General features: G+C 70.2%; 14 protein-coding genes. 5 read left to right on the forward strand and 9 right to left on the reverse strand.

All coding sequences use genetic code 11. From position 1 onward, the window contains the following. Together VGD93_RS10575 and VGD93_RS10580 are read left to right on the forward strand one after the other, a co-directional pair. A partial coding sequence (locus VGD93_RS10575; protein ID WP_395011833.1) for a carboxylesterase family protein occupies positions 1-185 on the forward strand: 185 nt, incomplete at its 5' end. Then, positions 170-1,444, forward strand: coding sequence for a carboxylesterase/lipase family protein (locus tag VGD93_RS10580; RefSeq protein ID WP_395011857.1), 1,275 nt, complete (start codon positions 170-172; stop codon positions 1,442-1,444). The genes VGD93_RS10575 and VGD93_RS10580, both read left to right, overlap by 16 nt. Before the next feature lie 9 nt (positions 1,445-1,453). Here VGD93_RS10580 and VGD93_RS10585 read toward each other — a convergent pair whose 3' ends face one another. The 6 genes from VGD93_RS10585 to VGD93_RS10610 all read right to left on the reverse strand — a co-directional run bounded on the left by VGD93_RS10585 (position 1,454) and on the right by VGD93_RS10610 (position 7,487). Next, the gene (locus VGD93_RS10585) at positions 1,454-2,422 is read right to left on the reverse strand and encodes an amidohydrolase family protein (protein ID WP_395011835.1); all 969 of its coding nucleotides are present in this window, start codon (positions 2,420-2,422) and stop codon (positions 1,454-1,456) included. A gap of 11 nt (positions 2,423-2,433) precedes the next feature. Then, positions 2,434-3,606, reverse strand: coding sequence for a M24 family metallopeptidase (locus VGD93_RS10590; RefSeq protein WP_395011837.1), 1,173 nt, complete (start codon positions 3,604-3,606; stop codon positions 2,434-2,436). Next, entirely contained in the window at positions 3,606-4,571 is a 966-nt protein-coding gene (locus tag VGD93_RS10595; RefSeq protein ID WP_395011839.1) for an NAD(P)-dependent oxidoreductase, read from the reverse strand. The genes VGD93_RS10590 and VGD93_RS10595 overlap by 1 nt, the downstream gene beginning before the upstream one ends. Before the next feature lie 14 nt (positions 4,572-4,585). Beyond that, the gene (locus VGD93_RS10600; RefSeq protein WP_395011841.1) at positions 4,586-5,887 is read right to left on the reverse strand and encodes a TRAP transporter large permease; all 1,302 of its coding nucleotides are present in this window, start codon (positions 5,885-5,887) and stop codon (positions 4,586-4,588) included. Then, a complete protein-coding gene (locus VGD93_RS10605) occupies positions 5,884-6,408 on the reverse strand; it encodes a TRAP transporter small permease (RefSeq protein ID WP_395011843.1) in 525 nt (174 codons plus the stop codon). Before VGD93_RS10605 ends, VGD93_RS10600 begins: the two co-directional genes overlap by 4 nt. Before the next feature lie 77 nt (positions 6,409-6,485). Beyond that, complete coding sequence (locus VGD93_RS10610; protein ID WP_395011845.1) at positions 6,486-7,487, reverse strand: TRAP transporter substrate-binding protein; 1,002 nt, start codon at positions 7,485-7,487, stop codon at positions 6,486-6,488. Positions 7,488-7,626: 139 nt separating this feature from the next. Here VGD93_RS10610 and VGD93_RS10615 point away from each other — a divergent pair, with 139 nt between their 5' ends. Continuing rightward, complete coding sequence (locus VGD93_RS10615) at positions 7,627-8,571, forward strand: LysR family transcriptional regulator (protein WP_395011847.1); 945 nt, start codon at positions 7,627-7,629, stop codon at positions 8,569-8,571. On the opposite strand, the gene VGD93_RS10620 is transcribed toward VGD93_RS10615, so the two are convergent. Beyond that, positions 8,550-9,110: a hemerythrin domain-containing protein gene (locus tag VGD93_RS10620; protein ID WP_395011849.1), complete on the reverse strand. Its 561-nt coding sequence runs from the start codon at positions 9,108-9,110 to the stop codon at positions 8,550-8,552. The genes VGD93_RS10615 and VGD93_RS10620 overlap by 22 nt on opposite strands. Before the next feature lie 125 nt (positions 9,111-9,235). Here VGD93_RS10620 and VGD93_RS10625 point away from each other — a divergent pair, with 125 nt between their 5' ends. Continuing rightward, on the forward strand, positions 9,236-11,314 hold the full coding sequence (locus tag VGD93_RS10625; RefSeq protein WP_395011851.1) for a S9 family peptidase: 2,079 nt from the start codon (positions 9,236-9,238) through the stop codon (positions 11,312-11,314). A 112-nt stretch (positions 11,315-11,426) separates the two neighbouring features. Continuing rightward, on the forward strand, positions 11,427-12,029 hold the full coding sequence (locus VGD93_RS10630; RefSeq protein WP_395011853.1) for a superoxide dismutase: 603 nt from the start codon (positions 11,427-11,429) through the stop codon (positions 12,027-12,029). Between the two features lie 381 nt (positions 12,030-12,410). Here the strand turns inward: VGD93_RS10630 and VGD93_RS10635 are convergent, their stop codons facing one another. Both VGD93_RS10635 and VGD93_RS10640 read right to left on the reverse strand, forming a co-directional pair. After that, a complete protein-coding gene (locus tag VGD93_RS10635) occupies positions 12,411-12,989 on the reverse strand; it encodes a hypothetical protein (protein WP_395011855.1) in 579 nt (192 codons plus the stop codon). Next, on the reverse strand, positions 12,979-13,120 hold a 142-nt coding region (locus VGD93_RS10640), incomplete at its 5' end, for a helicase HerA-like domain-containing protein (RefSeq protein WP_395011859.1). The genes VGD93_RS10635 and VGD93_RS10640, both read right to left, overlap by 11 nt.

The following is a 13,120-nucleotide window of genomic DNA, read 5'->3' on the forward strand; positions in this document are numbered from 1 at the left end:
TGGTCGACGGCATCCACATCTTCAAGGGCATCCCCTTCGCCGCCGCCCCCACCGGCGCCGACCGGCTGCGCCCGCCGCAGCCGCGCGCCCCCTGGGACGGCGTCTTTGAGGCCCTCGCCTTCGGCCCGAAGCCGCCGCAGGGCCCGTACCGCCTCTCGTCGCCGAACTCCTGCCCGAACTCGTAGGGCCGGGCGAGGACTGCCTCACTCTCAACATCTGGTCATCGGAGCTCGGCGCGGCACGGCAGCCGGTCATGGTGTGGATTTCCGGCGGCCTGTTCGAGTATCACGGCACCGGCGCCTGCCCCTGGTACGACGGCGCCGCCTTCGCGCGCGACGGCGTGGTCTGCGTCACCATCAGCTATCGCGTCGGTGCCGAGGGCTTCCTCTATCTCGGCGACGGCCTCGCCAATCTCGGCCTGCTCGACCAGGTCGCCGCGCTCGCATGGGTGCGCGACAACATCGCCGCGTTCGGCGGCGATCCCGCCCAGGTGACGGTGTTCGGCGAATCCGCCGGGGCGCTCAGTATCGCCACCCTGCTCGCCATGCCCCGCGCCGACGGCCTGTTCCGCCGCGCCGTCGTCGAGAGCGGCGGCGCCCAGCATGTCAGTTCGGCGGCAACCGCCGAACGCGTCGGCCGCCGGCTGGCCGAGAAGATGGGCGTCGCGCCGACCCGCGCGGCGATCGCGGCGGCGCCGCTCGACAGCATGCTCGCCGCGCAGGCCGCGCTGCGCGAGGAGCTGACGACCCGCCCCGACCCGGCCTTCTGGGGCGAAGTCCTGCTCACCAACCTGCCATGGCAGCCGGTCGTCGACGGCGACGTGCTCCCCGGCCATCCCTTCGAACGCATCAGGGCCGGCGCCGGCGCCGGTATCGAGTTGCTGGTGGGCAGCAACACCGAGGAGACCCGGCTATTCTTCGTCCCCGGGGGGATCATCGACACGATTACTCCGGCGGCCCTTGCCGGCCTCGTCGCCGCCTACGGGCTCGAGGTCGAGCCGACTCTCGCCACCTATCGCGACCTGCATCCGGGCGCCTCGCCGGGCGACCTGTTCTCCGCCATCCAGACCGATTGGTACTGGCGCCTGCCGGCCCTGCGGCTGGCCGAGGTGCGGGCAAGCCCCGGTGCGGCGCCAACCCATGTCTACGAATTCGCCTGGCGCTCGCCGCAATACGGCGGCCGCCTCGGCGCCGGCCATTCGCTGGAGATCCCGTTCGTGTTCGACACCCTTGGCCGGCAGACCCGGGCAACGCACGGGGAGGCGCCGCCGCAGCGCCTCGCCGACGCGATGCACAAGGCCTGGGTCGCTTTCGCCACCACCGGCGATCCGGGCTGGCCGCGCTACGATCTCGACCGCCGGGCCGCGATGCACTTCGACACCGCCTCGCGGCCAATCGAGGACCCGCTTGGCAAGGAACGCCTGCTCTGGCAGGGCGTGCGCTGAGGCGCCGGCTCAGAGCCGCAGCAGCCGCCGCGCGTTGTCGCCGCCCACCAGGCGGCGCTCCTCTGCGCTCAGCGGCGCCGCGTCGAACCAGTCCGCCGCCTCCTGCGCGCGCTCGAACGGATAGTCGATCGAGAACATCACCCGCTCGGCGCCCAGCGCGTCGATGGCGCAGCGCAGCGGCTCGTTCGAGCACACGCCGGCGGTGGTGACCCAGATGTTGCGCCGGAAATAGCCCGAGGGACTAAGTTCGAGGCGGCGGGCGCCGCGATTGGCGATCTGCCAGCGGCTGTCGAAGCGCCACAGCTGGTAGGGCAGCGTCTCGCCCATGTGGCCCAGGATGAGCTTCGCCCCGGGGAAACGGTCGAAGACGCCGGCGAAGACCAGGCGCAGCGCGTGGTTGCCGGTCTCGACCGTCCAGCTCCACAGCGGCCCGTAGAGCTCGGGGTGGTTGTGGTACATGTAGGGCATGTCGGGCGAATTGTAGGGATGGATGTAGACCGGCGCGCCCAGATCCGCGGCCCGCTCCCAGAACACCGAGAAGCGGTCGTCGTCGAGATAGGCACCGTTGGTCTGGCCGTTGATCATGGCGCCGCTGAAACCGAGCTCGCGCACGCAGCGCTCGAGTTCATCGGCCGCGCCGGCGGGGTCCTGCATGGCCAGGTGCGCGAAGCCGGCATAGCGCTCGGGCTGTGCGGCGATCTGTTCGGCCAGGAAGTTGTTGCATTCGCGCGCCCGGCGCGTCGCCGTCGGCGTATCGGTCTCGGCCTGCACGCCCGGCCCCGACAGCGACAGCACGGCCTTTTCGACCCCCGCCGCATCCATCGCGGCGAGCCGCCGGTCGCCGAAATCCTGCAGGGCGTCGAGAGCGCGGCCGAACAGTTCGGGGCTGATGTTGATCGCCGTGCGGTTGAAATACTCGATGAAGCCGGGAGCCATGAAATGCTCCTCGAGGGCGATCTTTTTCTGTGTTTCGGCCATCCGTGGTCCCCTCATAGCTCGAAGAGGCGCTTTTCGGTCCGGTGCAGGCAGGCGCCGGGGCCGTCGGCCTCGATCATGTAGTTGTCGCAGATGACGGCGAAGACGCTGCCGTCGTCGTAGCCCGGATGCACCGCAAGGCACATGCCCTGGCGAAGCCGCATCGTCTCGTCGCGCCGGATGAGCGGGCGCTCGACCATGTCGACGCCCTGCCCGTGCGCGAAGAGGCGCCGTTCCGGGGGCAGGCCGCGCGCCTGCATCCAGCGGTCGTGCGCCTCGGCCACGGCCGCGGCGGCGACGCCCGGCCGCAACTGCGAGAGCGTATGGTCCTGCGCCGCCTTCACCGTCGCGAAGGCCTCCTTGAGCGGCTCCGGCGCCTTGCCCAGCACCATGGTGCGGGCGATCTCGACATACATGCCGCCCGGCCCGTTCACCTCGATGAGCAGCGAGAAATGGTCGCCCTTCTCGATGGTGCGGCCCTGCAGCATGCGCCCGGCGAAGCGCGAACTGCGGCCCACCGGCGCCGACGTGCCCAGGTAGATGCCCTGGTCGCTGCCCAGCCGGTGCGCCTCGTCCTGGGCGAAATCGGCGATGTCGATGTCGCGCAGCCCCGGCCGGATGTAGCCGCACACGGCGGCGAACACCTGGTCCTGCAGCGCCGCCACCGAATGCAGCAAGGCGATCTCCTCGGGGCTCTTGACCGCCTTGACCTCGTCGACGAGGTCGCTGGCGTCGATCGTCTCCAGGCCGAGGGCGGCCGCGAGCGCCGCCGTCAGCGCCGAGGGCAGCGCCCCGGGCGCCAGCAGCCCGACCGTGCGGGCGCCGGTGCGCCGCAGCTCGGCGACCAGCAGTTCGGCGTCATAGCCGTTGGTGTAGGCAATCGAGGCGAAGGACGGCGTGCACGCGATCCGGCCCACGCCCCGGTGCACGGGGTCGTCCTCGAGTTCGCGCACGGCGCCGAACTCGCCCATCTCGATCACCGTCATCGGCCGGTCGCGATAGAACACCACGGTCCTGGGATAGCCGTTGGTGGCCGGCAGGTCGGTGAACCAGCGGACGTAGCCGCCGACCCAGTCCGAGCTGTTCTGCATCACCACGGCGTCGAGGCCCTGCTCGCGCATGGCGAGGCGGACGGCGGACCAGCGCCGCTCCAGTTCGGCGGTGGAAACCGGGGCTCTCGGCTGCATCAGGCACTCTCCTTGTGGTCGCGCTCGATCCGGCCGGCGAGCCCGGCCGCACCCTGCCGCGCGTAGGCATCGAGATTGGCCGCAACGAGGGGCAGCGCCTGCTCGTGATAGGTGTCGGACATGCCCCCGATATGCGGGGTGACGATGACGTTCGGCAGGCGCCAGAGCGGGCTGGTCGCCGGCAGCGGCTCGGTGTTGAACACGTCGAGCCCGGCCCCCGCGATGCCGTCGGCCGCAAGCGCGGCAAGCAGCGCCTGCTCGTCGACGCAGCCGCCGCGCGACAGGTTGATGAGAAAGGCGTCGGGGCGCATGGCGGCGAGTACGTCGGCGCCAACCAGATGATGGGTGGCCGCCGAATAGGGCACCACCACCACCACGAAGTCGGCGTCGGCGACGGCCCGGGTGATGTCGGCGCGCCGGTACACGGCGGCAAAACCGTCCACCCGGCTGCGGCCGTCGGAGACCCCGGTCACCCGCATCTGGAACGGGGCGCAGCGGCGCGCCAGTTCCTCGGCGATGGCCCCGAGCCCGACGATGCAGATGGTCTTTCCGGCCAGCAGCGGCTGCGGCCAGCGCTCCCAGGCGGCGTCCGCCTGGTTGTGCACCATCCGCGGGAAGCGGCGGGCGAGGGCGAGCATGAGCAGCACCGCCAGTTCCGACATCTGCGGGCCGTGGATGCCGCGGCAGTTGGTGATGGCCACGTGCGGGGCGAGTTCGGGCATGGTCAGCAGGTTGTCGACGCCCGTCGTCAGCGCCTGCACCCATTCCAGCCTGGGCATGGCGGCAACCATGTCGCCGCTGACCGCAGGCGCCAGTGCCACGAGCACTGCCGCCCCGGCACCCTGGCGCGCCACCTCCTCGGGCTCGGTGACGGCCGTGAAATCGTAGCCGGGACACAGCCCCGCCAGCGCGCCGGCATACCATTTCGCCTTGGGGTCGAAGACCAGGACCTGCTTGCGGGTCATTTTCCGGCCGCCCGTCAGTAGAGAAGCTCGGGAAGCCAGAGCACCAGCTCCGGCCAGGCGAACAGCACCAACACCAGCACCAGCGGCGCGGCGAGGAACGGCACGATGCCGGCATAGAGCCGGCTGATCGGCACGTCGCGCACCTGCGCCTGGATGATGAACAGGTTCATCCCCACCGGCGGGGTGATCAGGCCGACTTCGACCATGATCACCACCACGACGCCGAACCACAGCGGGTCGTAGCCGTAGCCGGCGACGATGGGCAGGAACACCGGCACCGTGATCAGCACCATGCCGATGCCTTCGAGGAAGCACCCCATCACCAGGTAGACGAGGATGATCAGCAGCATCACCATCCACGGCGCCAGCCCGGCACCCTGGGCCAGCCCGAGCAGCAGGTCGGGCAGCCGCGTCTGCACGATGAAATGGGCGAAGATCGACGCGCCGATGATGATCATGAACAGCACGCAGGAGGTGATGACCGTCACCTGCACCGCCTGCAGCAGCGCGGGGATGGTCAGCCGCCGGCTCAGCATGCCGAGCACGATGGCGCCGAACGCGCCGATCGAGGCGGCTTCGTTCGGGCTGAAGATCCCGGCGTAGATGCCGCCGATGGTCACCACGAACAGCACCACGAACTGCCACGGCTCGCGCAGCGACCGGAGGCGCTCGCCAAGGCTGGCGGGCGGGTCGCGCGGCACCTTGCCGGGGGCGCGGGCCGCGACCAGCAGCGCCACCACGGCGTAGAGGGCCAGCAGCAGCAGGCCGGGCACCATCGAGGCGGCGAACAGCTTGGGCACCGAGGCTTCGGCGATGGCGCCGTAGATGACGAGGATGATGGAGGGCGGGATGAGGATGCCGAGCGTGCCGCCGGACGCCACCGTCGCCGAGGAGAAGCCGTCCTCGTAGCCGGCCTTGCGCATCTCCGGCAGGGCGATGCGGGTCATCGTCGCCGCCGTCGCCACCGAGGAGCCGCAGATGGCGCCGAACGCTCCCGAGGCGGCGATGGTGGCCACCGCCAGCCCGCCGCGCAGGCCCGACAGGATCACCCGCGCCGCCCGGAACAACTCCGCCGAGAGCCTCGAATTGGTGGCCACCTCGCCCATGAGGATGAACAGCGGGACGATCGACAGGTTGTAGCTCGACATGGTGTCGAACGTCGTCGTCCCGGCCACCAGCGCGGCGACGTTGACGTTGGAGAGCAGGACGTTGCCGGCGATACCGCACAGCGCCAGGCCGAGCCAGACCGGCTGGCGCAGGAACAGGAGCGCGAACATCACGGCCATGGCCGACAGACCGAGAAAGGGTGCGCTCATTCCAGCCCGGCCTCCTTGGCGCCCGGCGGCGGCGCTGCCGGCGTCCGCCGGGTCAGGGCCGCGGCGAGCGCGGCCAGGGCAGCGCTGGCCATCCCGGCCAGGGCGAGTGCCCAGATGATCCAGACCGGCAGGTTGAGTTCGAGCGAACGGTCTCCGTAATTATAGGCGCTGACCGTCGGCTTGATCATCGCCCACAGGATGAACAGCAGCACCAGCGTGCTGAGAATGCCCGCCACCATCGAGAGCACCCGCACCACCGGGGGCGGCACCAGCATGTCGATCAGTTCGATCGCCAGTTCCAGCCGGTCGGCGATGACCCGGGGCAGGCCGAACGCCACCATGACCACGAGGCACATGCCGACCAGGTCGAAGGAGCCGCGGATCGGCGCGTTGAAGACGTAGCGCATGAAGACGTCGGCGACGACGACCATCATCATGGCCAGCAGCGCCGCCATGGCGATCCTCAGGTCGAGGTCGAATATCCAGTCGAGCAGGCGCCGGAGGCGGCTGGGGCCAGGCATTGCGGTCGGTCTCTACGCTCGGGAAGGGGTCGGCCGCCCCCGGGGCACCCCTTGGGTACCGGGGGCGGCCACGCGCACTACTCGGTATAGGCGGCGAGGAAGGCGCGCGCCGGCTTGCCGGCGGCCTCGACCGCGGTCAGCGCCGTCTCGGTCATCGGCGCCAGCAGCTCACGCAGCCGCGCGTACTCTCCGTCCGGCAGCGTGGTCATGGTCACGCCGCCGTCGATCATGTACTGGCGACCCTCGGCTTCGCCCGCATCCCACATCGCGCCGAACGCCTCGGCCCGGTCGGGCCCGGTGGTCTCGTCGATCAGCTTCTGCAGTTCCGGGCTCAGCCTGTCGAAGGTCGCCTGGTTCATGAGCATGGCGAAGGTCGCCGAGGCGAGGCCCGGTTCCATCGAATAGTCGACGACGGGCGCAAGGTCGAACGACTTGGTTGCCTCGAACGGGAAGCTGGCGCCGTCGACGATGCCCTTGGACAGGGCGTCCGCGGTCTCGCCCGGCTGCACCGGCAGCGGCGCCGCCCCCAGGGCTTCGATGATCTGCTGCCAGGTGGTGCCGGCATAGCGGATGCGCAGGCCCTTGAACTTGTCGATGGCATTGGGCTCGACCGACCGGAGGTGCACCTTGAGGGCCGGCGTCACCGCCATCCACAGGATCTTCGTGCCGGGGTGCTCGGCCGCGAGGTACTCCGGCGCCAGTTCGGTCAGCCGGCGCGACGTGACGGCGCTGTTCTGCCCGGTGGACGGGTAGGAGAGCGGCAGGCCCGCCAGTTCGGTGACGGGGAAGCGGCCCGGCGTCGAGCCGTGCAGCACGATCGCCATGTCGACCGCGCCTTCCGCGACCATCTCGAACTGGCGCGGCGCCGGCCCGAGCTGGCCGGCGGGGAAGATCTCGAGCGACAGCTGGCCACCCGATTTCTCGCTCAGTTCGGCCGACCATTGCTCCAGCATCTTCTGGAAGGTGTGGTTGGGCGGCAGATAGCTCGACACCTTGAGCGTCTCGGCACTGGCGGCCCCGAGCGAGGCGGCCCCGAGCGCGAGCGCAAGGGCGAAGCGGGTGATGGTGCGGTGTAGCATGTGTCTCCTCCTGATCTTCCCGGGAAGCGGCGCAGCACGTCCTCCCGCGCTGTGCCCCCTTTTGGGCGTCGGGCCAGCTTGACATGCAACATTCCATCAGATCAATTCATCATTGCTTCATGTACCATAGATGGCAATTATGGAAGTAGACCCGCGTCAACTCCGGCACCTGCTTGCCATCAGCCGCGCGGGGTCCTTCGTCAAAGCCGCGGAATCCTTACATATTTCGCAGCCGGCATTGTCCGCGAGCATCGCCCGGCTGGAGGACGTCGTCGGCACGAGGCTGGTGGAACGCGGCCGCCACGGCGCGCGGTTGAATGCCGCAGGGGAGATCCTGATGCGGCACGCCCGCAGCATCGAGACGGTGCTCGCCACGGCGTACCGGGAGGTGGCCGCGCAGGGCCGCGGGATTGCCGGGCCGCTGAGTATCGGCGGCACCCCGCTCGCCACCGCCAGCATCATCCCGCGGGCGGTCGCGGCCCTCACCGGCGAAGGACGCTCGACGATCGAGATCGTCGAGGGCGTGGACGAGGAACTGATCGCGCGGCTGCTGCGGCACGAGCTCGACGTGGTCATCAGCAATATCGGGCTCACCGACAGCGGCCCGGAGGTTACGGCGATACCGCTGTTTCACGCGCGGGTCGTGGTCGTCGTGCGCCCGGGCCACCCGCTCGCCGCGCGACGGCAGGTGTCGCTGCTCGACCTGGCAGATGCCGTCTGGGTGCTGCCGCCGCAGGGCGGGGCCTTCCGCATGCAGGTCGAGGCGCTGTTCACCACCAGCGGCCGGCCGTTCCCCACCAATCTGGTGCAGGCGGCCCCGTTCAGCGTGCTCAAGGAGCTGGTCCGGCAGTCGGACGCGGTGACCGTGCTGTCCGACCAGATCGTCGGCTCGGAACTCAGCGACGGCCTGCTGGTCGCCATCCCGCTCAGGGAAAAAGTCGCGGCCAGGCTGTTCGGCATTCACGTGCTGCGCGAACGCGGGCTCAGCCCGCTCGCCTCGCGCTTCATCGCCATCGCCCGGCAGCTGGCACCCGCCTTCGAGATCGGCGCCGAGGCGCCGCGTCAGCCGAGGATGCCGAAATAGCCGAGCGCGTCGCCGATCGCGTCCTCCTCGTAGCCGAGATGCGACAGCAGCACGCGCTCGAGCGCCGCGTAGATGGTCTTCGCCGCCGCGAAATTGTCGTCCCCGGGGTCGCGCGCCAGCGCCCCGAGCGCCGCGATCAGGCGCTCGAGCAGTTCGTGCACCACCACGTGCTCGGCCTTGAGCCGCTCGGCCACCTTGCGGAACGCCTCCCCCTGGCGCGCGATCGCCGGGAAGATCATCTGGTCCTCGATGGTGTGGTGCATGTCGACGAACTGGCAGTACTGGCCGCACAGATTGCCGAAGCGGCGGTAGTTGGCGACCATGGCGAGGCCCGCCGTCTCCGCCTCGACCTCGGCCGGCGTCACCGCCCCCGCCGAGGCCTGCTGCAGCAGCCGCGACAGCACCCGCATGTTGTCGCGCAGGTGGTCGTGGATCTCGACGAGGTGCTGTCCCGCGAGCCGCTGGGCCGGCGTCACGCCCTCGAGCCTGGGCGCCGCGGGCCGGGTGGCGTCGTCGAGGAAGACGATGTCGTCGAGCATGGCTGATCCTTGCACTGTGATGGCCCTCACATGGTTCCTCGCCCGCGCCGGGTCAATGCCGCGGCCTTGACGAGCGGGCGCCACCGCACCTAGGTCAGGAACTTCGATCCGCAGGAACGCCCCCCATGCCGCCACCCCTCCCGCCCGTCGCCGCGACGCGCCCGCACGCGACCACCATCCACGGCGTCACGCGCGATGATCCCTATCACTGGCTGCGGGCGGACAACTGGCAGGAGGTGATGCAGGCCCCCGAGACGCTGCCGGCCGACATCCGCGCCTATCTCGAGGCCGAGAACGCCTATTTCGCCGCGGCGTTCGAGACGCCGCACGCCGCCCTTACCGAGCAGGTTTTCCAGGAGATTCGCGGCCGCATCAAGGAGGACGATTCGGGCATCCCCTCCCCCGACGGGCCGTGGGCCTACAATTCGCGCATGCTCGAGGGCAAGCAGTACCCGCTCCTCGTGCGCACGCCGCGCGGGGGCGGCGAGGAACAGGTGCTGCTCGACTGCAACGAAGAAGCGGGCGAGGGCTATTTCGGCTTCGGCGGGGCCGAGCACGACCCCTCGCACCGGCTGCTGGCGTGGAGCGCCGACCGGCAGGGCTCGGAATACTACGACCTGTTCATTCGCGACCTCGACACCGGACGCGACACCGGCGAGGTCCTGAGAAGCATCGCCGACGGCGGCGTCTGGTCGGCCGACAGCACCGCCCTCTATTATACCGAATACGACGACAGCCACCGGCCCTTCCGGGTGCGCCGGCACATCCTCGGCACGCCGCAGGCGGAGGACGAGATCATCTACGAGGAGGCCGACCCGGGCTTCTTCGTCGGCGTCGGCAAGACGCAGAGCGAGGCCTATATCGTCATCGACGCGCACGACCACCAGACCTCGGAGGTGCGCCTCATCGACGCCCGCGAAGGCGGCGCGCCGATCCTGGTGGCGGCGCGCGAGACCGACCGCGAATACGACGTCGAGGAGCGCGGCGGCCTGCTCTACATCCTCACCAATGCCGGCGGCGCCGAGGATTTCAAGATCGTCACCGCCCCCGCCGGCACCCCCGATGCCGGGCACTGGGTCGACCTCGTCCCGCACACGCCGGGCGTGCTCATCCTCGACATCATCGTGCTCGCCAACCACCTCGTCCGCCTCGAGCGCAACGAGGGCCTGCCGCGCCTCGTCGTGCGCGACCTGCGCTCGGGCCGGGAGGAGACGATCCGCTTCGAGGAAGAGGCCTATTCGCTGGGCATGGCGGCCGGCTACGAGTTCGACACCACCACCATCCGCTTCACCTATTCCTCGCCCACCACCCCCGCGCGCACCTACGATCTCGACCTCGAGACCGGCGCGCGCACGCTGCTCAAGGAGCAGGAGGTGCCTTCCGGGCACGATCCGGCCGCCTACGAGACGAAGCGCATCTTCGCCACCGCGCCCGACGGCGAGCAGGTGCCCGTCACCCTGCTTTACCGCCGCGGCCTCGCCCGCGACGGCAAGGCCCCCGCCCTGCTCTACGGCTACGGCGCCTACGGCATCGCCATCCCGGCGAGCTTTTCCGTGTCCGCCCTGTCGCTGGTCGACCGCGGCTTCGTCTACGCCGTCGCCCATATCCGCGGCGGCATGGAGAAGGGCTATCGCTGGTACCGGCTGGGCCGGCGCGAGCACAAGGCCAACACCTTCACCGATTTCATCGCCGCCGCCGAAAAGCTGGTCGCCGACGGCTGGACCTCCTCCGGCCGCATCGTCGCCAATGGCGGCTCGGCCGGCGGCATGCTGATGGGGGTCGCCGCCAATCTCAGGCCGGAGCTGTGGGCCGGCGTGATCGCCGAAGTGCCGTTCGTCGACGTGCTCAACACCATGCTCGACGCGACGCTGCCGCTCACCCCGCCGGAATGGCCGGAATGGGGCAACCCGCTGGCCAGCAGTGCCGACTACGCGCGCATCGCGGCCTGGTCGCCCTACGACAACGTGCGCGCCGGCGCCTACCCGCCGATGCTGGTCATCGCCGGCCTGACCGACCCGCGCGTCACCTACTGGGAGCCGGCCAAATGGGTGGCGCGGCTGCGCGCCAGGAAGACCGACACGAATCCGCTCTATCTCAAGACGCATATGGGGGCCGGCCATGCCGGCGCCTCCGGCCGCTTCGACCGCTACCGGGAGACGGCGCTGAGCTACAGCTTTGCGCTGTGGGCCGCGGGTTTGGCATGAGCATCCGGCCCCGGCCATTGCCCGGCCGGGGCAAGCGCCTATATTGGAACGGATAATCCACGCAAACGATCCGCGCCGGCGGGCGCCCAAGACCCCACGAAGGAGGCACAGAATGGCTTTTGAACTTCCCCCGCTGCCCTACTCCTACGACGCGCTGGCGCCGTACATGTCGGCCGAAACCCTGGAGTACCACCACGACAAGCACCACCAGGCCTACGTGACCAACGGCAACAAGCTGCTCGAGGGCTCCGGCCTCGAAGGCAAGGGCCTCGAGGACGTGGTCAAGGGCAGCTTCGGCAAGAACCAGGGCCTGTTCAACAATGTCGGCCAGCACTACAACCACGTCCACTTCTGGCAGTGGATGAAGCCCAATGGCGGCGGCAGCAAGCTGCCGGGCGCCCTGCAGGCGGCGATCGACCGCGACCTCGGCGGCTTCGACAAGTTCCGCGCCGATTTCGTCAACGCCGGCACCACCCAGTTCGGCTCCGGCTGGGCCTGGCTTGCCGTCAAGGACGGCAAGCTCGAGGTGTCCAAGACCCCCAACGGCGAGAACCCGCTGGTGCACGGCGCCAGCCCCATCCTCGGCGTCGACGTGTGGGAGCACAGCTACTACATCGACTACCGCAATGCCCGGCCGAAATATCTCGAGGCCTGGTTCGACAGCCTGGTCAACTGGGATCACGTGCTGGAGATGTACGAAGCGGCCACCAGGTAGGCCCCGCCCCACCCACCGGCTCCCCCGGCCCCCTCCCCTCACGGGGAGGGAGCGCCGACTGCAGGCAGCGGGAACCCGGCATTTCGGCTCTTGCGCCATCCCTCCCCTGCGTAGCTGGGGAGGGGGACCGCCCAATGGGCGGTGGGTGGGGCCCTTGCCGGCCCCGCAGTCACCACATCCCTCCCTTCAGGGGACGGAGCGCCAACTACCGGCAACGGGCACTGGGTCCTTTCGTTCTTGCGCCATCCCTCCCCTTCAGGGGAGGGGGGAGCGGCCGTAGGCAGGTGGGTGGGGTGGGGAAGCGCCGTGGGTGGGGTGCAACAACCACAAGCCTCGCGATCACCGCCGGCCGCGCCGCAAGTGAAGTCCGGCGGTCGCCCCCTACCTCGCGGCGCGCTGGCCGGCCTCGTTCAGCGCCCAGTTCACCTTGTTCCACAGGTCGTCGACGGAGTCGGTGAACACGACGTAGCGGTCGTGGCGCTTGAGGCCGTGCGACAGCACGTCCTGCGCCATGCCGCGCAGCACTTCGAAGGCGCGGTTGCGGTTGAGCAGCACCACCGGCTTGCCCCCTGCCCCGCCGCCGCCGCGGACCCAGGCGGCATAGAGGTTGGAGGCCGAGGCGAGCGAGCCGGGCAGGCCGACATAGACGTCGGCGAGCGCGGCGACGCGGGCGAGCCGGCCCTCGTGCCCGACGATCCGCTCGATGGGAACATCGGCCAGCGCCGCCGGCACCTTGAGCTCGTCGCCGGCGATGATCAGCACGTCGCCGCCGGCGGCGCCGGCGCTGGTGATGAGCGGCACGGCGATGGCGCCGGCTTCGGCGAGGCACACGAGGCGGGCGCCGCGCCGCGCCAGCAGGGCGCCCACCTGCGACATGATGGAGGCGCGTTCGGGGTCGCCGGGGCCGAGTTCGGAGGCAAACACCGCCAGCGTCGGCCCGGCGGCGGGCTCAACGCCCACGGGTGAGGCCCCCGAGAATGCCGCGCACCAGCGCCGTGCCGAGCCGGCTCGCCACCGAGCGGGTGAACGAGGTCACCGCCGCCTCGGCCGGCGTCTGCCGGCTCGAGCGCCGGGGGGCGTCGCGGCGCGCC

It is taken from the genome of Devosia sp. (genome assembly GCF_036406155.1).
Classification (GTDB): Bacteria; Pseudomonadota; Alphaproteobacteria; order Rhizobiales; family Devosiaceae; genus Devosia_A.